Consider the following 23,578-nt stretch of genomic DNA (forward strand, 5'->3'; position numbering starts at 1 on the left):
TACCCTGCATTTTTTACAATTTACAACATTTGAGCATACAGTTTACAACATTAGGCCCAAATCGCTTTTTAAATATGGTTTAATAGAAGTGAGATGAAAAAATAAAACACTATAACAATACGATAGAAAAAGGAAGAATAACAGACCGATGTTGAAAATAGCGATTTGTGAAGATAAGCAAAAAGACCTGGACTACTTAGAAAAAGGTCTCAATCAACTACTAACTGAAAAAAAAGTTCCCTACATCATTAACACCTATACCACAGGACAAGGGATGCTTAAGGTGCTGGAGAAGGAGCAGTTCGACATTTACTTTATCGATATTTATTTAGATGAAGTAAGCGGTATTCTGCTGGCGCAAAAGATTCGCTCCATGAATCGACTGGCGGCGATTGTTTTCATTACCAGCAGTGCGCAGCACATGGCCGAGGGCTACCGAATCGGGGTGCTGCATTATTTGCTGAAGCCCTTTACCTTGGAGGAATTGCAGGAGGCTTTGGAGCGGGCACTGCGGATCATTCCGGTGGAGGAACGGAAGACGAAATTAGTGGTGCACCGTAAGAACGTAGAGGTGCTGCACCGGGACATTCATTACGTGGAAATTCAAAACCGTTCCTGTACCCTTTATACCAGTCAAGGTGAGAAAATGGTTTACTGTTCCTTAAACGAGCTGGAGGAAAAGTTAGACGATCCCCGCTTTTTACGCTGTCACCGCAGTTTTTTAGTGAACATGGAATGGATCACCAGTATTGAGGAACGTGATTTTGTGGTGGATGGAGAAAAGAAAGTGCCCATTAATCGGGAATCCGCCAGCAAGTTAAAAGCTAGTTATGTGAGGTTTCGACTAAATAAAGTCAGAGAGAGGGGATAGCGATGCAGCAAGCATTTTACGGCGCATTAGGATCAGTTATGGCTGATGTACCTTGGTTCATCTTGTGCTGTGTTCCATTGATGCCCCTTAGAAAAATCGAGAAGAAAACGATGGCCTTGCGGATCTCTCTGCTTTGTGCCTTTTGGTTCACGTGTCTTTTCTTAGGCTTATGGCAAAATCCACAAGGGGGAATGCCTCTGTTAGGAGTGATTCGCACCGGAATGTATTTCCCAATGCTGTGGGTGTTTTATATCAGCTTCAACGTAAGGATTTGGAAGATTCTCTATATCTTTTTATTTGAACAAGCTGCTGCTAGCCAAGTGAACTTTGCTTCCTTTTTTATCTGTGAGCTGGTATGGGAACGCTCGTCTTCATTGTTGGATGGCTTATGGCTGCCCTTGTGTGTTTGGGGGATATTGGTGATTGTTTATCCCTTGATGTGGGTTTTCTTCAAACGAGTCATCTGTCCGGCGATGCAGATTCTTTCGGAGAAACAGGTGCGGACACTAATAGTAGTTCCGTTTCTTTTCTTCATATCTACCACGGTTTACGGAAACATTTCACATATGTTGAACATGATTATGTGGCAACGACTGATCTTCAGCATTTTGTTCGCATTAATCGGTATCGGAGCCTACGTAGTTACCTTAACCACGACACTAGACATCGTGAAAAAAGGCAAACTGGAAATGGAGATGCTGACGATGGAGCAGCAGTTGGAGCAACAAAGCCAACGCTTCAATCAGCTGCAGTCCTCCATCGAGCAAACCGCCAATGCCCGCCATGATTTACGCCACCACTTCGCCGTCATTCGCGACTATACGAAGGAAGCCGACCTAGCTGGGCTGCAGGCGTATCTGGACGAGTATCTTTCCTATCAGCCGAAAGAAGAAGCACCAGTCTGTGAGAACTTCGCAGTAGATGTCTTAGTACGCAATTACTTGCATCAAGCCCGCGATGCCGGTGCCGAGCTGGATATCAAGATCGGTTTGCCCCGCAAGATCGCTGTGCCTGATTCTCAGCTGTGCATCATCTTCGGGAACTTATTTGAAAATGCTGTTCAGGCCTGCCAGCGCCAAACCGAAGGAAAGAAATTCATCCGGGTGCGCTGTGTCACCGAAGAGTACCAGTTCATTCTAACCGTAGACAATTCCATGGACACGCAGACGAAGTTCCAGCCGGGTATTGGTCTGTCTTCGGTACAAGCAGTCGTAGATAAATACAACGGCGCCTTAGTTACCGAAGTAAAAGATGGGATCTTCCAGGCATCTGTCATGCTGTTCATGCCTGTTCCCGAATCAGAGCTGGCTGAGGCCTAATCGAATGATGGCAACGAATTTCCTAAAGATAGTGAGAAGGAGGTAGTAAGAATGAATTCAGCGTTAAGCGGGGCATTTTATGGCGCAATGGGATCAGTCATGCTTCTCGCACCTTGGTTCATCTTGTGCTGTGTTCCATTGATGCCACATAGAAAAATCGAAAAGAAAACCATGGTCTTGCGCATTTTTCTGCTTTGCATCTTTTGGTTCACCTGCATCTTTATCGGGACATGGCTGAATCCTCAAGGAGGGATACTCTTAATCAATGTGATTGGCATAGGGATGTATCTCCCGGTGATGTGGATGTATTACATCAGCTTCAAGGTCGGAATATGGAAGATTCTTTATATCTTTTTATTTGAACACGCTGCTGCCACCCAAGTGAATCTGGCCGCCTTCTTTATTTGCGAGTTAGTCTGGAAGCGTTCCTCTTCAATTTTGGAGGGTCCGTGGTTAACAATTTGTGCTTGGAGTATTTTGGTAGTCGTCTATCCCTTAATATGGGTGTTTTTCAAACGAGTCATCAGGCCTGCGATGCAGATCCTTTCGGAGAAACAGGTTCGAAGACTAGCGGTAGTTCCGTTTCTGTTCTTTTTATCAAACGTTGTCTATGGAAACATTTCCCCACTGCTAAACATGGCTCCTTGGCAACGCCTGCTTTTCAGTATTCTATTCACATTAATTGGCATCGGAGCTTACGTGGTTACCTTGACAACAACCCTGGACGTAGTCAAAAAAAGCAAACTAGAAATGGAAGTGCTCACCATGGAGCAGCAGCTGGAGCAGCAAAGCCAGCGCTTCAATCAGCTGCAAACCTCAATCAAGCAGACGGCTAGTGCCCGTCACGATTTGAGACATCATTTCGCTGTCATTCGCGATTACAACAAAGAAGGCGATTCAGCCGGACTGCAGGAGTACTTGGACGAATATCTCTCCTATCAGCCCGCAGAAGAAGCGCCGGTCTGCGAAAACTTCGCGGTGGATGTGCTGGTCCGCAATTACTTGCATCAAGCCCGCGATGCCGGTGCCGAGCTGGATATCAAGATCGGTCTGCCTCGCAAGATTGCGGTGCCTGATTCTCAGCTGAGCATCATCTTCGGGAACCTATTTGAAAATGCCGTTCAGGCCTGCCAGCGCCAAACTGAAGGGAAGAAATTCATCCGGGTGCGCTGTGTCACCGAAGAGTACCAGTTTATTCTAACCGTAGATAATTCCATGGATCCGCAACCGCATTTCCAACCTGGCATCGGGCTGTCTTCGGTACAAGCAGTCGTGGATAAATACAACGGCGCCTTAGTTACCGAAGAAAAAAACGGCATGTTCCAAGCATCAGTGATGCTGTTTATGCCTGTTCCTGAATAAGAACTGGCAGAGATCTAACGAAGATTTGGTACTGTTCTGCTCCACGAACAATGGTCAAAGCCTGCAGTGTTTGCAGAGGGAGCTTTCGCTGACTGCCAGCGAAATGAGACAATCTCAAGACAGCCACCCTTACAAGCTTTCCAACAAATTGACAACTCTTCTTTGCAAAGGATACCGGACGTTCCCTGTTCAGTATCCTTTTTTTCGTCTTATATTTAGCGAGTCATGAAAATGAATTAAATGTTATTTTAAAGATCGGCTTGCAAATAGGCTTAATAATCAGATAGATAGCGCAAACCACCAATTATAGTCGGAAAAAAGAGAAAAATTACCGATTTTTGGATAAAGCGCCGAACTTTTCTGTCTAAAGGAATTCACCTCCAATTCGAAAAGTCAAGAGCTGATTTCGGCTTTTTTTTACAGTTTACAACATTTGAGCATACAGTTTACAACATTAGCCCCATTTTAAGAGTAAAATTTGGTATAATTAATAGAAAGATAGGAAATAAAATACGTCTTATTTCAACTTCTGCTAAGATCGGGCAATCAGGTGAAGTTGCCTCAGCAAATTAACCGCTTGTTCAAAAGGATCATTTCGCAGATAGAGATTATTTTATTTTATGTATGCTTATTTAAAATACGTTATTTTTAGATGACTGTTGTTCCTAAGAGTTTTGATAGAAAAGATCCAGTAAGAATCGAAGCGGACAATGAGGGAGATGATCAGGGTGAGAGATGAAGGATATAAAAGTTGGTTAGGGAATAAGTGCAGGTCTTTTTACGACAGAGGAGGCGTCGTTCATTTACTGATTGAGTGAGAGGTCATTCAGCAGGTGAGAAAGCAGACGAGGAGTCAACGAACTAGCAATGACAGCATGATACCGATGCGATGAAATGATAAGACAAGGGGGAAACAAGATGAAGAGGAAAATGAAGCACTTCAATGCACTAACCATTTGGGTGATGGTCACCGCACTGATTGTCACCAGCGGCGCAACCTTGGCAATTGCCGAGACCACCGATGCACCAGTGGTGGATACAGAAGTGTCGGAGGAATTGTTGCGGAAAAGTCCCGAACAAGTACTGGAAAGTACGACACAAGAACAAATCACGATTCCTGATGAACCTGTCGAGGAGATAGAAGACCCACAGTCATCAGCACCAATGGAAGTGGTTGAAGAAACAGTGGAAAGTGTCGAGCCGGAAGAAACAGAGATCACCACCGAGTCTTCTGAAGAGGATGATGAGGCGGACATGGTGCCAAGGATGCAGCAGGCGGACAGTGTGGGGCCGATGGCAGCGATAACAGATAGTGACTTTTTAGTTGAGAACACTTATCCAGGTGGAGACTTAAGTGATGTTGCTTTTAATGATACTACTAGAGTGTTAACACTAGGTGGTGCTGGCAAAACTTATAGAGTTAGTATGGCTGCAAGTAAAACAATAACAACCGACCAAATTGTAGTAACGGGTGCAAACAGCACCGTCCAGTTGAACAGTGTGAAAATCGAGTGTACTAGCAACGTCCCTATCTCAGTCAATGGCGACATTTCAGCAACCATTGATTTGGTGGGGACAAATGAATTGATTAGCAAGGGTAAGGGGAATATGGGGTGTCCAGCGTTGGAACACAATGCAGGAGCAACCAGCTCTTTGACAATTACCAGCAGAGAAATTGGTGAAGGATATGCGGGGTCCCTCAATGCGGAAATTGCGGAAGCTACAGGAGGTAGTCCCGACCGTTCAGCGGCTATTGGAGGCCGAGATGGGAGCCCGGGCAGAGTCATTATAGAAGGAGGTACTGTCACAGCAACCAGTACCTATGGTGGAGCCGGCATAGGAGGCGGCGCCTGGGGAACAGGTACCGTAACGATAAACTCAGGCGAAGTCACAGCGACCAGTGCCAGAGTGGGAGCCGGTATAGGCGGCGGCTGGGGAGGCTCAGGTATCGTAACGATAAACTCAGGTGAAGTCACAGCGACCAGTACCGGAGATGGAGCGGGTATAGGGGGCGGCTTATCAGGGTCAGGTGAAATTACGATAAACTCAGGGAAAGTCACAGCAACCAGTACCTTAAGTGGAGCCGGCATAGGCAGTGGCACGGGAGGTTCAGGTACCGTAACGATAAACTCAGGCGAAGTCACAGCAACCAGTAACAGTGGAGCCAGTATAGGCGGCGGCTCTAGGGGAACAGGTACCGTAATCATAAACTCAGGCGAAGTCACAGCAACCAGTACCAGAGGTGGAGCGGGTATAGGCGGCGGCACCTCGGGGTCAGGTGAAGTTACGATAAACTCAGGAAAAGTCACAGCAACCAATATTGGAAGTGAAGGAGCAGGCATAGGCGGCGGCATGGGAAGTTCAGGTACCGTAACGATAACTGGTGGGGTAGTTACAGCAACTGGCAGTTCGTATCTCTATGAAGGGCATACATTATTAGGCGGAGCCGGTATAGGCGGCGGATCAGGTAGTTCAGGGAATGTTACAATCACTGGTGGCACAGTCACTGCAAACGGTGATGCCGGAAGTGCAATAGGTGAGGGTAGTCAACCACGAGGCTTAGGAAGCACTACAATCACTGGCGGCTCTGTTAAAGCCAAAGATACTGATGGCAAAGAAAGCTTCTCACCAGCACCGACCGATGACCAATCAAATTCAGTAGCTTTGTATGTTGCTGATGGGACAAGATTTGTTCCTGCTAATGGAGTAAAAGTCGACGGGGCAGATTTTAAAATAAGTGCGTATCACGAAGGCGATTCGAATTTCTATCTCTATATGACGAAGGAAACACACGAAATAACTCAGCTAGAAGCGAATCCATACGAAGTTGACTGGATGGATGCTGAAAACCGATTCTTACGAGCATTCGGTGATTTCTTGGTAGATAAGACAACAGGTGTTCAGTATGGAGGCAATGTCTTAAGTCTAAACGGACAGAATGAAAGCTACAAAGTCTACATGCGCAATGAAGTAACCACAACAACAACCGACCAAATTGTAGTAACGGGTGCAAATAGTATCGTCCAGTTGAATGATGTGAAAATCGAGTCTACTAGCAACGCCCCTATCTCAGTCAATGGCGACATTTCAGCAACCATTGATTTGGTGGGGGAAAATGAATTGATTAGCAAGAGTGAGGGGGATATGGGGCGTCCAGCGTTGGAACACAATGCAGGAGCAACCAGCTCTTTGACAATTACCAGCAGTGAAATTGGTGAAGGATATGCGGGGTCCCTCAATGCGGAAACTGCAGGAACTGCTGCCAGCTATTCAGCGGCTATTGGAGGCCGAGATGGGAACCCGGGCAGAGTCATTATAGAAGGAGGTACTGTCACAGCAAAAGCTTCTACTGGCGCAGGCATAGGAAGTGGCAGGAGCGGGTTAGGTGAGGTCACGATAAGCGGAGGTACTGTCACAGCAACCAGTACCAATAGTGGAGCCGGCATAGGAGGCGGCTTTATTGGCTCAGGTACCGTAACGATAAACTCAGGCGAAGTCACGGCAACAGCTGTCGGTGGAGCCGGCATAGGAAGCGGCAGTGGCATTGGTAACTATAGCGTATCAGGTACCGTAACGATAAACTCAGGAAAAGTCACAGCAACAAGTAACAATGATGGAGCAGGTATAGGCGGCGGCGCTAGCGGATCAGGTACAGTAACGATAAACGCAGGCGAAGTCATAGCAACCAGTAACGGAAATGGAGCGGGTATAGGGGGCGGCAACTCGGGGTCAGGTGAAGTTACGATAAACTCAGGAAAAGTCACAGCAACCAATACTTTAAGGGGAGCGGGTATAGGCGGCGGAAACTCGGGACCAGGTGAAGTTACGATAACTGGGGGGGAAGTCACAGCAACTGGCGGTTTATTCCGTGACTTTGGGATAATATACGGCGGAGCGGGCATAGGCGGCGGCCACGCGAGGTCAGGTAATGTTACAATCACTGGTGGCACAGTCACAGCAAACGGTGAAGCCGGAAGTGCAATAGGTGGCGGTACTCGACCGACCGGCCCAGGAAGCATTAAAATCACTGGCGGATCTGTCAAAGCCAAACAAAGTACTGATACTGGTGAACTCTCTGGAACGGCTGCAATGAGTCCTGCTCCAACTAAAGACGGAACTGCACTTGTTGAAGAATACGTAGCCTTAGCAAAGAATTATAACCCTGATAATGGAGATAAAGTTTTCGTAGGCGGTAATAACAACTTCAAGGTTCCAGCTAAACACGATGGTGATGACAATCTTTACCTATACCTGACTTATCAAGACGCTGGAAGTAAAGCAGATAAGCATGTGGTGAAAGTTGGAGACATTGGTCCAAATTATATTGAGTGGAAAGAAGAATTGCCAGGCGCTGAACTACCTAGTAGATTTGTCCCTGGAACAACTTATACACTGACGATTCCGACTGATTCAGGTAATGCTATTCAATTGAAGGACACAGAAGCAGTTTCCAAGGATGTCACACTCACGCATCACTTTGCGAATGTTCCGGCATACGACAAGACAGTGAGTGTAGATTTAACTAGTACAGGAATTGTCGAGGGCAAGCTTGAACTTAAAGAGGCGACGGATAATTCGCTAAAAGTTTATTCAGCGGTTGAATTTACATCATTTAATGCTGGACCACTTGATAACGAAGTAGCGAAACCAGTCAAGCTAGGCGTCCCTGAAACAGTTGGCAGCAGTCCAATAAGAGCCGGCAGCTACAAGGGAACACTAAACTTTAAAGCTGAATCAATAACAGCTACACCATAAGGAGGAGGATCAGTTGGACAAGAAAAAAATCGGACAAATCGTGGCTGTACTAGTTTTGCTAGTGGCTGGTGTCGTCATCGGCATGAACTGGCAAAACTGGTTCGGCAACGAGGAGCCCCAAAAAAGTCTGGCGGAAGTGGAATCCGCCGAAGATTGGACCGGAGAACGCAAAGCACCAGCCGAGCCTTCTCCGACGATTGACATACCAGGTTATGATCGCATTCAATTGAAGGCGGATGCCACAGAGCAACAAGTGAATTTTTACAATCCAGAAAATAACACTTGCTACTTCAAGATTTCCTTGTGGCAGGATGACGATACGAAGCTATGGGAATCCAAATTGTTGGAACCTGGCAAGGCCATCTATGACATCACACTAGATCAAGCCTTAGCCAGCGGCAGTTACGAAAATGCCAAAGTCAAATACGAGTGTTTTAGTTTAGGGGAACAAGAGCCGTTAAATGGTTCAGAAATTAAATTGACATTGGAAGTTATCTAAATAAGGGGGAAATGATAATGAACAAGAAAGTATTAGGAACCGCGTTGTTAGCAGGTTTGGCTATTGGGATGGGGAGTACGGCGTTTGCGGCACCTCAAACGGAATCAAAAGATGTAACATACAAGTTAGATTCAACTTATACTCTTAGGATTCCCTTGGAAAACGTAACTGTGGGTTGGGCATCTAAGCAAGCAAGCATAGAATTTGGTACGTATAGGAGGAATATAGAAGCAGGCAAATCTTTACAATTATCAATGACTTGGACTTCAGGAGATGCAGATACACTTGAGCTTGAGAATACTAATGGTACGACTGACATCATTCCAACAAAAATTACTAAAGATACTGCAGGTAGGAATTTAATTTCCAGTGGTGACATACTTGCAGAATACTCAGATTCTGTATCTACTAAACAGGTAAATGAGTACTATATTTCATTTGAAGATCCAGCATTTGAACCAAGAGCAGGGACCTATAAAGCGCAGTTAACCTTTGTAGGAGAAATAGTACCAACTGCACCAACTAATCCATAGAGGAGTGGAGACCATGAAACTAATCAAATTAGGACTTATATGCTGTGCTAGTCTGTTGCTCCCGGTGACAGGATTCGCACAAGATCGACAAGAAGGCACGACCGAAGTTACAGCCGACGTTCCATCAACCTACACAATGACGATTCCAGCATCGCCAAAACAAATTGTAGCAAATACCGACATTACTGATCTAGGCTCATTATCGGTTAAAGGAAACCTAGACCCAACAAAGCTGATCGAAGTCACAGTAGAAAAGAAACAATTAGAAAACCAGCGAGATAACACGCAAAAGATTCCATTTTCGTTAGTGGATAGCAGCAACGCAAATACTGAGTGGACAGGCGCCACCTGGAACGCGGACGATTGTACTGCTGCGAAGGCATTAGAGCTTTCCGTTAAAATTGACCAGCCATCTTGGGCGGCAGCTAAACCAGGTCAGTACAAAGGTTCCATCGTATTCACCAGCTCTATCATCGATAATGAATAGGGGGCGGTAACGTGAAAAAGCTAATAAGCGGACTTCTCCTGCTTGGCTTGATGATCTGCGCGCCGCTTCAGGTGAGTGCCCAGAATCGAATTTACCAAGTAGACTTGAGTCTCACCGTTCCTGCTGAAAAAGCACCGGAGCTGGATGACTTAATCAAAGAAGAAATCGCCAAAGACCGTAACAAAAATGACTACACCGAAGACAGCTGGAAGGAATACGAAGATGCGCTGAAGGAAGCACAGGATGCAATGACCAATGCACCCTATGACGAAGAACGGATCAATGCGGCATTAGACAGGCTGCAAAAAGCCATCCAAGGCTTGATACCCGTACAACGAACGCAGACATCTTCAACCACCCAGCCATCGGGAAATCGTCAAACAACAACACCTAGAGGAACAACCACGGTTCGTACCGGGTCGAATCCGACCAGCTCAGGCACCACAGCCAAGAACTACCCAGCCACCGGAACCATGGCAGGCATCGGACTAAGCAGTCTAGGATTACTGATTGCCGGTGGAGCTGCTGCAGGGTGTATGAAGCGAAAGAAAAAGTAAATCGAAGGATGCTGCGGGAAACAAATGTGAGGTCTGCTAGGAAAAAGCTTCGTCCCCTGAACCTATGACAAACAGTAAGCCAAAAGCTTTAAGGCAGTCTGTAATCAATCAAGGGTGAAGAGATCTGTAGACTGACAATAGTTTCCCTGTGCTCCAAAGTCTTTTTCCCAAAAGATAATGGCGTGGCAATTGAACCGAAGCATAAACAATGAAAATCGTAACGACTGTGGTTGCTCGATCAGGCGAAGGCTTGAGCAGGAGCAGCCACTATTTTTGTGTAAAGCAGAACTCTTATCAGCTTCTCTTAGCAGTCAACAACACCTACACTACAAAGGATACCGGACGTTCTCTGTTCAGTATCCTTTTTTTGTGTCTTATATTTAATGAGTTGTAAAAACGAATAGAGTGTTATTTTAATAAACAATTTTCGAATGGGCGTAACAATCAGATAGACAGCGGAAACTACCAATTATAGTCAAAAAAACGATAAAAATTACAGTTTTTTGGATATGAACCCGAATTTCTCTGTCTAAGGAAATTCATCTCCAATTCGAAAAGTCAAGAGCTGATTTCGGCTTTTTTTACAGTTTACTACATTTGAGCATACAGTTTACAACATTAGCCCCATTTTAAGAGTAAAATTTGGTATAATTAATAGAGATACTTAAAACGCAAATGGGAACGACTGAGGAACTATCGACAGTCAAAAACCACAAGAATTTATTTTGACTATTCGGTCCTTTTAGCGAACCGAATAGATCGTTGTTTTCAAATTATTTTATTTGATGAAGAACGCTGGATAATCAGTTATTTATTCGTCTGTTGATTAAAACGCTCGTAGAAGTCACCCCTTTGCTCTTAGAAAGAGCTGTATTCATTTTTTCCTTGAAGCAGCTTTGTATGAGAGAGCACTTTAAGAAGAATCGATGACCGTCGAAGAATATGAAAGCAATTACAATGTGGGATACTTACACTAGGCCCACCTCCAAGCCCGAAAAGGCAAACGGGAGAAAAAAGAAGTGATTCAATTCGAGCTAGACTTAGCCAATGAACTTTGGACACTCCATCAGCAATTAATAAGCAATACGTATCAAATTGCCGGCTATACCTATTTCACAATTTATGAACCAAAAGAGCGGGAAATACAAGCCTTGAACTATCGGGATCGCGTGGTTCAACACAGCCTTTGTGACAATGTGCTAACGCCTTTCTTCGAGAAGCGTTTGATCTATGACAATGCCGCTTGCCGCAAAGAAAAGGGCACTCACTTTGCGATGAATCGCTTAACGAAGTTTTTACAGGCTCACTATCGTCGATACGGCAGTAGCGACTGGGTGTTAAAAGCGGATATCCGCAAATACTTTCCCAGCATCAATCATGGTGTGCTGCTGAAACGACTGGAAAAGGGCATCCCTGATCCGCAAGTAATGGACTTATTAAGGATGATTATTCACAGCTTTCAACAAGAACAAGATCAAGGACTGCCAATGGGAAATCAAACCAGTCAATTATTCGCCCTATATTATCTCGATCCTTTAGATCGGCTAATCAAGGAACAGCTAAGGATCAAGCACTACACTCGCTACATGGATGACTGCATTCTGGTACATCCAGATAAGGAAGTCTTACAGGAGTGTCTACGACAAATGACAATATTAGTAGAAGATGAACTAAAGCTCAGCTTTAATAATAAAACCCAAATCACGCCGCTGGCTAGCGGTGTGGACTATCTGGGGTGGCACTTTTATCTTACAGATACCGGAAAGGTCATTCGCAAGCTACGCACACAAAATAAAAAGAAAATCAAACGGCGAATCAAAGGCCTGCAAGTCGGCTTTCGCAAGGGGAGGATCACCGCTATGGATATCAAGCAATCATTGATGGCAACCAAGGGACATTTACAGCATGGACATACCTATCATTTACGCAAAAAAATCGCAGAGACACGTTTTCATAAAGGGGAGTGAAGAAGATGACGAAAAACAGGAGTTGGATGGGGAAAGTAAGAAAAGTATTATTAGGCGTTGGTGTGGCCTTAGCAGTTGGACTAGTGCCAAGTACGGCGCAGGCAGTGACAGGTGGTTCGGCGAGTGATCTGACGAATGGTGGCGGAGACTTACAGGGTAATCAGGTTTATTTTGGATATCATGAACCAGAAGTACCTAATCTACCAGGAGGGAGTCCTGGTGAGACTGATCCGACACCGGCTATTGGCCGTCTCGATTGGCATGTAGTTGATAAAAATGACAATGACCTCACTTTATGGAGTGGCGAGACACATATGGGATACAGGCAGTATCACTCAACTTCATCTCACATGAATTGGAGTGATTCAGATATTTGTAAATGGCTAAATAGCTCTGAAGAAAATAAATTTTTGGAAGAATTTACAAGTGCTGAGAGAAACGTACTCAAAAATTATGGAACAATTGAGTCAACGAATGGCCACGATAATATAGATATCAGTCAAAAAGTTGTTCTCCCCTCTGTCGAAGAGGTGAAAAATGATGGGGATTGGAAATTGACTTCTAGCAATAGACAGATTTGGTATTGGCTGCGGTCTCCGGGCTTCGCTGTTAGCAGTGCGGCGTATGTCGACACTAGTGGCGACGTCAACCCGCTCGGCAGCCTCGTAGACTACAGTATTCTTGTTGTGCGCCCCGCTTTGAAGATTCCTCTTGACTCGATCCTCTTTACCTCTTCCGCAAGTGGGAGCGGGGCGAAGTCTGAGGTGAATGTGGGAGATGGGTTGCAAGCAGTCGATCCAGTGGCAGAGGATGCTCGCACGACTACACCGTTGAAATTGTCAGTGATTGATTCTGGTGTTGCTACACCAACCGTCAGCAATCTCATCACTTCAGGCAATCAAGTAAGCTTCGACTATGCGAATGGTGTGGCAGAAGCAGACCAGTACCTATCTGTCTTGATTACGGATAAAAACGACAACGACACAGTAGTGTACTATGGCAAGTTGGCTGCAACTGAAGATGCTGGTAATGGTAATGTGAGCTTTGATACCAGCAAGGTTGCTGACGGGGATTACACGATAAAAATCTTCAATGAAAAAGATAACGGCGAAAAGAAAACCGATGTTGCCAGCGAACCTGTGGAATATGATTTGTATAAAAGAGGCGAACTTCCTTATGTGGTCGGTTCAACCATCGCCTTTGACGGCTACGAATGGTATGTGATTGGTGGGGATAATTCTAGTGCGTTGCGGGTGTTGTTGAAGAGCGTTGCTGATAAAAACGAGGAACCAAATGATTTGGCTTATGTGGGTACAACAGCATTTGATTCATCGAGTCCTTATAGCAACCACTATGATGGCTCAGATTTAAAATCAGCAATGGAAGACTCTTATGATAGCATTGAGAATGAAAGAGAAAAAGGAGTTATCCAAGGGAGAACGTTAAAAGTTGATGGTTACAAACCATCACCGCCTCCTTATTCAACTGGAATCGAAGGAGATACAGCAGTAACAGATGCCAAATTCTGGCCGCTAAGCACTGCTGAGGCGGTTGCAATTGGCGCAAACACTTCTGGTGCCGGATCGCCTATTGCCCAGTATGATGTGAACAGTGTGGTTGGCAATGCATTTGGTTATTGGCTGCGGTCTCCGGGCAACCTTGATAACCGTGCGGCGTATGTCAACCATGATGGCAACGTCAACCCGAACGGCGACTTCGTGCGCAGCGATAATCGTGTTGTGCGCCCCGCTTTCGACCTTCCTCTTGACTCTCTACTCTTTACCTCTTCCGCGAGTGGAACGAGCGGCGGAAAAGCTGAGGGGAATTGGGTAGCTGGCAATAACCTCTATACGGCGGGGGAAGCGAAGAAGTTCGCTATGAAATCAGCTGCACTTCAACTGAATGGTGCAAGTGTGAAGGTAGAATCCAATGATCTTGAGAATCAAACAATCGATTCTCATACCGAATTAACGATTGACTATACGGGTGCAACAGTTACTAGTCCAGAGCCTGACACCAATCATTATGTGAAGAATACCTTATCCGCAATTCTGTACGACAGCAACCAAAACATTGTTGCTTACCAACAGCTTAAGAATATCGCTTCCGGTGGAGATAGTGGTATCGAACTGAAGCTGCCAGCAAACACCGCAGATGGGGACTACACACTGGCACTATTTAATGAAGAAATCAATCAAGACCTTTACACGAATTTTGCCAGTGCCGTTACAACGATTCCTTTCAAGGTGGAAAATACGGTACCAAAAGTACTATCCGTGACGCCAAAGGTAATCGATACTCCAGTAAGCACGAGAGAAATTGAACTGACCTTTGATATTCCAATGAACACAGAAAAAGGTCAAGTCAAGCTGGTTCCTGAAGGTAGCGGAGCGGCCATCACATTAGACAAGAATCATGTCGCGTGGTCACCGAATAATTCAATCGCCAACAGCAAAGCCACCTATACATTACCAGCGGGTACGAATCTTGCTTACAATACCACGTATAAGTATGAGCTATCCGGTTTTGAAGGCCCAAGTGGTGGAAAGCTTAATACTGTAACGCTAGATGAAACTTTTACAACTGTTGGAAAAGAAGCAACGCCGACGATTTCGATAGCAAGCTATACAGGTGAAAAGCTAAGCGGTTTTGAAAATGGGTTTAAGTACACGATTAATGACAATCTGGTCACTCCCGCAACTGATGGTAGTTTGTCCATTGATCCCGCTTGGATCGGAACAACGATTGAAATTGTCAAAAAAGGTCTATATGATCAAACCGATGGGGATAGTGAGATACAAGAGCTTGAGTTAAACCAAGCCGAAACCCCAACCAGTCTAACCCCTACTTCAACAATAGCCGGCCAATCTGACGGCTCCATCTCAGGCGTTACGACTGGGATGCAGTATCATACAGGAGATAAAAATTGGACGGATTGTCCAAGTGGTGAAATGACTGGACTTGCAGCAGGCACGTACTTTATTCGGTTAAAAAGCAAGGATGATCCTAATGGTCATTTCTACAGTACAGATGTTAAAATCACTGTCGCAGAAGAACCAATCATGACAACGATTGGCGAATCGGTTGCTTACGATGGGTACGAATGGTATATCATCGGAAACGGACGGGGCGGTATTTATCCAAATAGTGGACGATTGACGCTGTTCTTGAAAACCAGAGAAAATAAAAATGGTGTAACTAGAGCCTTGCCATATGTAGGAAGAACGGCATTTGATTCAACAGGGCGCCTCAGCAATCACTATAAAGAATCAACTCTAGTAAGAGCAATGGGGGACTCATTTGGTCAAATTGAAAACGACAGAGAAAGAAATATCGTCAAAGGAAGAGAGTTAGAAGGCAACAGCGAAAATTACCCGAATGATAATACAACTTTTCCAACAGGAATTGCAGGAGATCCTGTAGGAGAGGACGAAGCTAAGTTTTGGCCGTTAAGTACATCTGAGGCCTTTGATATAGGCGGTACTTTAGGTGGCGGTTTATCAAGCGATGCTGTTGCTAGTTATGGAGCCCCATATTGGTTACGATCGCCGGGTGGTACGAATACCCAAGCTGCGTTTGTCTATGCAGATGGCATGGTTGGTGCGTATGGTAACAACGTGAGCACTGTGAGTAATCAAAATCCTACTGTCCGCCCTGCCTTCGACATGAATCTAGATTCGCTACTCTTTGTTTCTTCAGCAAGTGACAGCAGTGCAAAAATCAAAGGCAGCGGAGATGGCAGCTTAGGCGAATGGAAAGAACTGGATAGCCTATTAACAGACGAGGCTTTGCCAAAATACACCATGCTTGATGAAGAGCTTGAACTAACTGTAACTGACAAGAATGAAATTTTCTACGCTGACAAGGACGATAAATTAGTCACCATCAACTACACAGGTGCAACAATAAGCAGCAGCGAGACTGCAAGCAATTACCTGTCTGCATTTGTCACAATCGACGGGAAAGAGCACTATCTGAAAGCTGCGAAGATTGAAGCAGCGGAAGGCAAAGCCACCTTCAAATTACCAGATAGTTATACTGAAGGTGACTACAAGATAAAAGTCTTCAATGAAGAAATCAATGAAAAAGGAACGAATTACAAGTACACTGATTTCGCTGGTAGCCCAACCGAAATAGCTGTAAAGGTAGTCGATCAAGCAGAAGTAACTGTGGCAGATCCAGGTGGAGCGACTCCGCTAGTAACAATCGATCCAGCACTGTTTACACTAACCTTTGACAATGAGTTGAAAACTAATGAAGTAGGAACAATTAAATTAATTCAAAGCGATGATGCAACGAAAAACTTCACGCTGACTGATGTGGAAGTGAAGAGTGTGGGCGGAAAAGGGATCGTTACTGCTAAGCTAAGCAGCGGCGAGACATTAGCTTATGGCAAGACCTACAAATACGAAATCAGCGGCTTCGTGGGTTCAAATGGAATGGGTACTAAACAGGTTGATGAGAAGTTCAATTTTACAACCATGGCGATAGAAGACACACCGGATATCGCTATCGACTTCACAAATGAACGACTGACGAACTTCTTGGATCAAAGCTACACAATAACAGGAGATAATATTTCAAGAGATGATATTGACGGCTCAGGAACTGACTTCTATTTAGAACTGAACGAAAATATGCTGAATCAAACGATCGAGATTGTCAAAGATGGAATTGCTGAAGAGTCTTATGACAGTAAGGCACAGGAATTAAAAATACCGAAACGTCCAGATGCTCCAGATGAAGCTGGCTTTACTCTAACTCCAGAAGTGCCTTCAACAGATACTAAAGGCACGATTGAAGGCATCACCGCCAATATGCAATATCGGGTGAATGCACAAGCTGATGAGGCATGGACAGACGGCACTGGAGTGGTGCTTGAAAACTTAGTAGCCGGTGATAAAGTTGAAGTTCGATACAAAGCAATAGATGGAACCGATGGCAAGTTTGCAAGTCAACCAATCGTCTTAACCATGAATTACCAAGAAGCCCAGCCTAGCTATATCAAGATCGACTACACAGCGAACGACGGCTTAGGTGCTCTGAAAGAAATGATAGACAATGCCAACTATGAATTTGTTGCTGGTGAGGGGACTAATTGGACAACGTTGCCGGCTGACATCGACTCTGACTGGTACGGCAAGACACTTTCGATTGTCCATAAAGGAACAGCCGGAACATCTACCGATAGTGAAGTGTACAAGCTGGCGATTCCAGCTCGGCTGGGCAAGCCAACCGAAATCAAGATGACTCCTGCTAGCGCTGCAGGCGGTACTGACGGAACTCTAACCGGGGTCACTACGGCAATGGAATATCAACTTAATGGTGGCGCTTGGACAACTTATCAAGACGGTCAGTTGCAAGACTTGAAACAAGGCGATACTGTCAACGTCCGCTACCGAGCAGATAATGCGCTTGAACAATTCGTGGGGACAGAAGCCGCAACATTCACCATGACTGCGCGACCAGTAGTTAATCAGGTAAGCCCAACTGAAAACTTGGCTAAATCAAGTGAGCTGACAATTGAATTTACGAAAGACTTGGCTGAAGTTGGAACGATTACTTTAGAGAACAAAGCGGACGCGCAAGACAAAATCGAGATTGCTAAAGCTGACATCTCGATCGATGGAGCGGACAAGAACAAAGTCACCGCCACCTACAGCGGACTAACCGCTGGCAAGATGTACAAGGTGATCTTTAACACCGGATTTAAGGACACGGACGGGAATACGCTAGATGGCGAAGCTGACGCCAATACGAAATTTGAGGTAACTGCTGCTAAAGCACCAACTGTTACAGACACTGCTCCAACTAACGGAGCGGCAAACGTGGCTATCAGTCTTAACCAAATCAAAGTAACCTTTAGTGAAGCCGTTGATCGTAATATTGCTGGTTCAGTTATCTTAGAAAGTTCAGAAGGACCAGTAACCCTAAGTCAACCAACTTGGAACGGTGAAGATACTGAAGCGACCTATACGATTGAATCAGGTTTGGGCTACAGTACGACCTACACCTATCAGATTTCCGGCTTTACCAATGCCAAAGGCTTCAAAATGGCAGACAATACCGATCGTACATTCACAACGATTGCCCAAGCAGCTCAACCGAACGTTGCGATTAATTACAATGATGAAAAACTGACAGGATTTGATCCAGAAGCAACTTATGAGATTAAGATTGATACAGCAGTTGTAGAAGCTGATTACACTGGCAAAACTGAGTTTTCTATTACCGACGAAAGCTGGTTTGGCCAAGATATCTCCATCATCCGTAAAGGTGACGGCAGCACTACTGACTCAAGCAAACCACAGAAATTCACGATTCCACCGCGTCACGCTGCACCGGATGTGACCGTTACACCTGAAACTCGTAAAGGTGTGAACGATGGTGAGATGACCGTGGTTAGTCCTGCAACAAGCGTCGAATTTAAACGTGAGTCAGGCGATTGGGAAGATTACACAGCGCCAATCACAGGCTTAACCGATGGCACTAAGATCGACTTCCGTACGAAGCATACAGAGGATAACCCTGGCGCGTTTGCCAGCGGAAACTTCCGTAGTCTGGCAGTGGATCGGACAATGGTGAGTCGACCATCAGCGACTATCAACACACCAATGACGAACGCACCGGTTTCAGGTACTTTCGTATTGGAATTTGATCAAGACATGGATACCAATGTTTCAGGAACAGTCACATTAGAAGGAATAGGTACCGGGCAGCCACTTACTGGTCAATGGACGAGCAAACGGACATACACAGTAAGCTATAGCGACCTAACGGCAGGACAAGTCTATGACCTGACTATCAATGGATTTAAAGCTGAATCACCAACGACCTTGGAGATGGCAGAGGATACTAGATGGACACTCACAATTGCGGGCAAACCAACAGTCACGACAGTTACGCCAAGCGGTTCAACAAATGTACCGATTGATACAACGGAAGTAACGATTGCGTTCAGTGTTCCGATGGAAACATTGGGTACGGTAATCTTGACTGATGAAGACAACAATACCATTACCGCTACATCTGGCAGATGGACGGATGGACCAAATAATAAAACCGCCGTCTACGAAATCGCTGGATTGAAACACGGCAAGACCTACACCTACACCATCAACGGCTTTGTCAGTCAAAAAGGCACGAAGCTGGATGAGAACAAGAACTACAGCTTCACCACCATTGGTAAAGAAGAATCACCTGTTCTTACAGTTGATTACGTAAACGAGCAGCTGACCGGCTTTGACAAAGACGCCAAGTACCAAATCGTCGGCGAAGAAGGTGTGCTGGAAGTTATCGAGAGCCTAGATATCTCTGGCCGAATTACCGACACGCCAACCGAACTGGAAATTGTGAAACTAGGAACCGGTGGCGAGAAAGTCGACAGTGAACCAGCCAAAATCCCACTGCCAGAAAGACCATCCGCACCAAGCGGACTTGCAGTGAAACCAGCCAGCAGCGACATTGCAAACGACGGCGAAATCACCGGCGTGAATGCCACAATGGAATTCAGTCTGGATGGCGGAACTACTTGGAAAGCAGTGAAAGAGGACGCTGATACGATTACCGGACTAGCCAAAGGCGATAAAGTAATCGTTCGTCAGTTCGCAAGCGACGAAGACAAACGATTCCGTGGTGAATCCTCAGAAGAATTGACCGTGAGTGATCGTCCGACAGTAGTAAGTGTCGAAACAATGGATAAGGTACCAAATGACGGTACTCTAACCATTACCTTTAATAGACCGATGGACGAAGATGTCCCAGGTACAGTTATGCTAGGATCAGACACCTTAGACGCAACTACCGGTAAATGGAACGATGACAGAACCGTCTACACGATAGAATACAAAGATCTGGTAGACTCTAAGACTTACCAAATCACCATCAGCGACTTCACTGACCAAGAAAACGGCAACGTGATGGCTGATAATACCGACTTCATCATTACTGTCGGCGACCATGCAGCACCAAAAGTAACGACGGTAACACCAGAGGGAGCCGCGGTTTCGATTACCACTGATAAACTAGTGGTTAACTTTGATGAAACAGTCAAGGCTGGCCCTGGCACAGTAACGGCTGAAGGTTTGACCATTGAGAATCCAGTGTTTAACGGTACGACAGTTACCTATGATCTGTCTGGCTTGAAACGAAACGAAACGTATAACGTGAAGGTTTCCGGTTTTACCGATATCGCAGGCAACGAAATGGTAGGAGAACATCTGCACGAGTTCAGCACTGAGAAATCGACCTACACAGTTGCTTTTGACAAAGGTGCAGAGGATGCGACTGGCACCATGAGATCGCAAACGTTGACCTTCGGCGGCGACGCAATTGAGCTGCCAGGGAACACCTTCCAGCGGACCAGTTATCGCTTTACCGGATGGCTAGGCAGTGACGGTAAAGACTACACGGATAAACAATCAGTGAAAGACTTGACCGAAGAGCATGAAGCGAAAATTATACTGACTGCTCAATGGGCAGCCAACAGCTATAAAGCGAGATTTGATGCCAACCAAGGAACCGGCACGATTGCCGAACAAACCTTTGAATATGGCGGTAGCTGTGTATTGCCAACAGAGGGCTGTACCCGGGAAGGCTACCAGCTAGTCGGCTGGTCGACTTCGCCGATAGCAACGCCAGAAACAACGTACGGCTTAGGCGCGACGATTCCTTGGAACTTTACCGTAGACACCACTTTCTATGCGGTATGGCAACAGGAATTCACCCTTCGCTTTAACCCAGACAATGGGGAAGCCATAACAGAGCAGACGGTATTGGCGGGCGACAAAGCAATCGAACCACCTGCGCCAGTCAAAGAGTATCATTCCTTTGGCGGCTGGTTGTTTGAAGGCAGCTTGTACAACTTCGATCTGCCAGTGAGTGGCGATATGGAATTAACGGCTCAGTGGAACAAGATTTACCACACGGTGACCTTTAATGCTAATGGCGGTAGCGGCAGCACCAACCGCACCGTAATGAGCGGTACCAGCGTGGCTGAGCCGGAAGTAGTTTATTACGGCCACCGTCTGATCGGCTGGTCAACCAGTCCAAACGGCGGCGCGCTGTGGGACTTCGCTGAACCAGTTACGGATGATCTTACCTTGTATGCACAATGGGAAGCTATTCCAAAATACACCTTGACCTTTGAAGTCAATGGCGGCGAAGAAATTTTTGCAGTACCTGGCTTTGAAGACACCGTGATTGATCTGAACAATTATCACCCAATCCGACCTGGTTATATCTTTGATGGTTGGTACAGTGATGCAGGCTTGACCGTATCGGTTACGCAAATTACTTTAACTGGCAATCAAACGGTTTATGCCAAATGGCAGGAGGTTCCTGATCCAGACCGTTACACATTGAGCTTTAACACCAACGGCGGATCAGCGATTGACACCACCATCCATGATGAGGATGAGGTGGTGGACATCAGCGGCTTTAGACCAACCAAGGAAGGCTACACCTTCGCTGGCTGGTACGACAATGCCGGGTTAAGCGGCAATCCGATCACGTCAGTAACCATGACGCAAAACCAAGTAGTGTATGCCAAATGGACGGCGGAAAGCTATCAAGTCGCTCTTGACTTAGACGGCGGCACCGGGGATACTAACCCGCTTGCGGCAACCTTTGGCGAAGACTTTGCCTTCCCGACGGCCGATGGCTATGAAAAAGTTGGTCATCAGCTGATCGGCTGGCAAATTGGCGACACTCGCTTTGAAGTAGGGGCGGTTATGCGGCCGTGGACGTACACTAGCGATCAAATCATGACCGCAATCTGGGTGAAGGACACTTATGCCATCGAGTTTGACAGTCGCGGCGGCACCGGCGTAGCGACGCAGTATATTGAACACGGGGAACGGGTGATTGAACCAAGTGATCCGACCCTGAAGGACCACATCTTTACCGGTTGGTATTTGACTAAAGATCTTAGCGGCGATCCGGTAGACTTTGAAACGTATACGGCAACGGAACCGGCAACTTTCTTTGCCGGATGGGAAGCGACGACCTTCTATGAAGTCAGCTTCCAATCAAGAGATGGACACAAGCCGAAAACGGTCCGAGTTCGTCAAGGGGAGAAAGCCCCTGTTCCAGAAAGCTGGGAATGGGAAGGCTACACCTTTGCCGGCTGGGTTTCAGATAAAGGGGAACCAATTGATAGAGCCTTAATCAGTGGGACGACCACCTTTGAGGCTCAGTGGACACCGATCGAATATATGGTGACCTTGGTGAATCTCTTTGAAGAAAAAGATGAAGAAATTTCTTACGATCGCGATCATCTGAAGCCTTTACCAGTACCGGAACGTCGCGGCTACACCTTTGGCGGCTGGCGGGAAGTTTCTCGTACACGTGAAGTCGGTCAGATCCACCACGACATGACTGAGCTATTTGGTAATTGTGTGCTGGAAGCAGTTTGGACCGCTAATCAATACAACGTGATCTTTGACACGGCAGGCGGCAACAACCTTGCTCCAATCAGCTTCACAGTTGAAGATGCGGTGAACGACTTGCCGACACCAACGCGAGACGGCTACATTTTCCAAGGCTGGTTCGACGCAGACGGCAAAGAAGTCACTAGTATTACCAAAGATACGATCGGCGATCAACCGCTGACCGCACGTTGGTTAGTTGATAAGACCAAGCTGGAAGCGTTAGTGGCCGATGAAGCCAAGAAGAACCGCGCAGCCAACAGCTACACGGATAATTCTTGGAAGGTCTACGAAACAGCCTTAATCCAAGCCCAAACAATCTTGGACAAGGAAGATGCAACCCCGCAGGAAGTAGCGGAAGCATTGGCTGGCTTAGAAGCCGCCATCAAGCAATTGACGGAAAAAGGCGCGATCGTGCAACCAACGACTCCGCCAAGTGGAACGACGAAACAACCAAGCAGTGGTGGCACGACTAATCAAATTATTCGCCAAACCACTCGCACGGTGAATCAGCCAACCGGCCAAAGCAGCAATAAAACCTCGCTGCTGCAAACCGGTGAAAAAGAAACCGCCCTGTACCTGATTCTAGGTTTAGCGCTAGTCGGCTTGGTGATCCCAGCTTGGAAGAAAAACCGCGACGCAACGAAGTAAGTAATTAATTCGTTGACGGACCAAAGAGAAACAGCCATTCTTGGCAGCTGTCTGATGTAGACGGCTGCCGGGAGTGGCTGTTTTTTATTTAAATATTCAAATTTAGCTGTTTTGCAGTTCTTTTATTTGTTGGACGGTCAATCCAGTGCA

General features: G+C 46.0%; 10 protein-coding genes. All 10 read left to right on the top strand.

Features of this window, described 5'->3' with window-relative positions:
• Positions 1-148: 148 nt before the first annotated feature.
• The 10 genes from JZO70_RS12555 to JZO70_RS12600 all read left to right on the top strand — a co-directional run bounded on the left by JZO70_RS12555 (position 149) and on the right by JZO70_RS12600 (position 23,428).
• Positions 149-871 carry a LytR/AlgR family response regulator transcription factor gene (locus JZO70_RS12555; RefSeq protein WP_207673914.1) on the top strand — a complete coding sequence of 241 codons (723 nt, stop codon included), beginning with the start codon at positions 149-151 and terminating at the stop codon, positions 869-871.
• 2 nt (positions 872-873) lie between these two features.
• Entirely contained in the window at positions 874-2,190 is a 1,317-nt protein-coding gene (locus JZO70_RS12560) for a GHKL domain-containing protein (protein ID WP_207673915.1), read from the top strand.
• 51 nt (positions 2,191-2,241) lie between these two features.
• Complete coding sequence (locus JZO70_RS12565; RefSeq protein ID WP_207673916.1) at positions 2,242-3,552, top strand: GHKL domain-containing protein; 1,311 nt, start codon at positions 2,242-2,244, stop codon at positions 3,550-3,552.
• Positions 3,553-4,470: 918 nt separating this feature from the next.
• Positions 4,471-8,307: a beta strand repeat-containing protein gene (locus tag JZO70_RS12570; protein WP_207673917.1), complete on the top strand. Its 3,837-nt coding sequence runs from the start codon at positions 4,471-4,473 to the stop codon at positions 8,305-8,307.
• A gap of 13 nt (positions 8,308-8,320) precedes the next feature.
• Positions 8,321-8,806: a tRNA (uracil-5-)-methyltransferase gene (locus JZO70_RS12575; protein ID WP_207673918.1), complete on the top strand. Its 486-nt coding sequence runs from the start codon at positions 8,321-8,323 to the stop codon at positions 8,804-8,806.
• Between the two features lie 17 nt (positions 8,807-8,823).
• The gene (locus JZO70_RS12580) at positions 8,824-9,339 is read left to right on the top strand and encodes a hypothetical protein (RefSeq protein WP_207673919.1); all 516 of its coding nucleotides are present in this window, start codon (positions 8,824-8,826) and stop codon (positions 9,337-9,339) included.
• A gap of 13 nt (positions 9,340-9,352) precedes the next feature.
• Positions 9,353-9,826, top strand: a complete 474-nt coding sequence (locus JZO70_RS12585; RefSeq protein WP_207673920.1) for a hypothetical protein — start codon at positions 9,353-9,355, stop codon at positions 9,824-9,826.
• Positions 9,827-9,837: 11 nt separating this feature from the next.
• Positions 9,838-10,383 carry an LPXTG cell wall anchor domain-containing protein gene (locus JZO70_RS12590; protein ID WP_207673921.1) on the top strand — a complete coding sequence of 182 codons (546 nt, stop codon included), beginning with the start codon at positions 9,838-9,840 and terminating at the stop codon, positions 10,381-10,383.
• A 1,019-nt stretch (positions 10,384-11,402) separates the two neighbouring features.
• Positions 11,403-12,350, top strand: coding sequence for a reverse transcriptase domain-containing protein (locus tag JZO70_RS12595; protein WP_207673922.1), 948 nt, complete (start codon positions 11,403-11,405; stop codon positions 12,348-12,350).
• A 5-nt stretch (positions 12,351-12,355) separates the two neighbouring features.
• A complete protein-coding gene (locus tag JZO70_RS12600) occupies positions 12,356-23,428 on the top strand; it encodes an InlB B-repeat-containing protein (RefSeq protein ID WP_207673923.1) in 11,073 nt (3,690 codons plus the stop codon).
• The last annotated feature ends 150 nt before the right edge of the window (positions 23,429-23,578 follow it).

The sequence above is a fragment of the Candidatus Enterococcus moelleringii genome (genome assembly GCF_017377575.1).
In the GTDB taxonomy this organism is placed as follows: Bacteria; Bacillota; Bacilli; order Lactobacillales; family Enterococcaceae; genus Enterococcus_A; species Enterococcus_A moelleringii.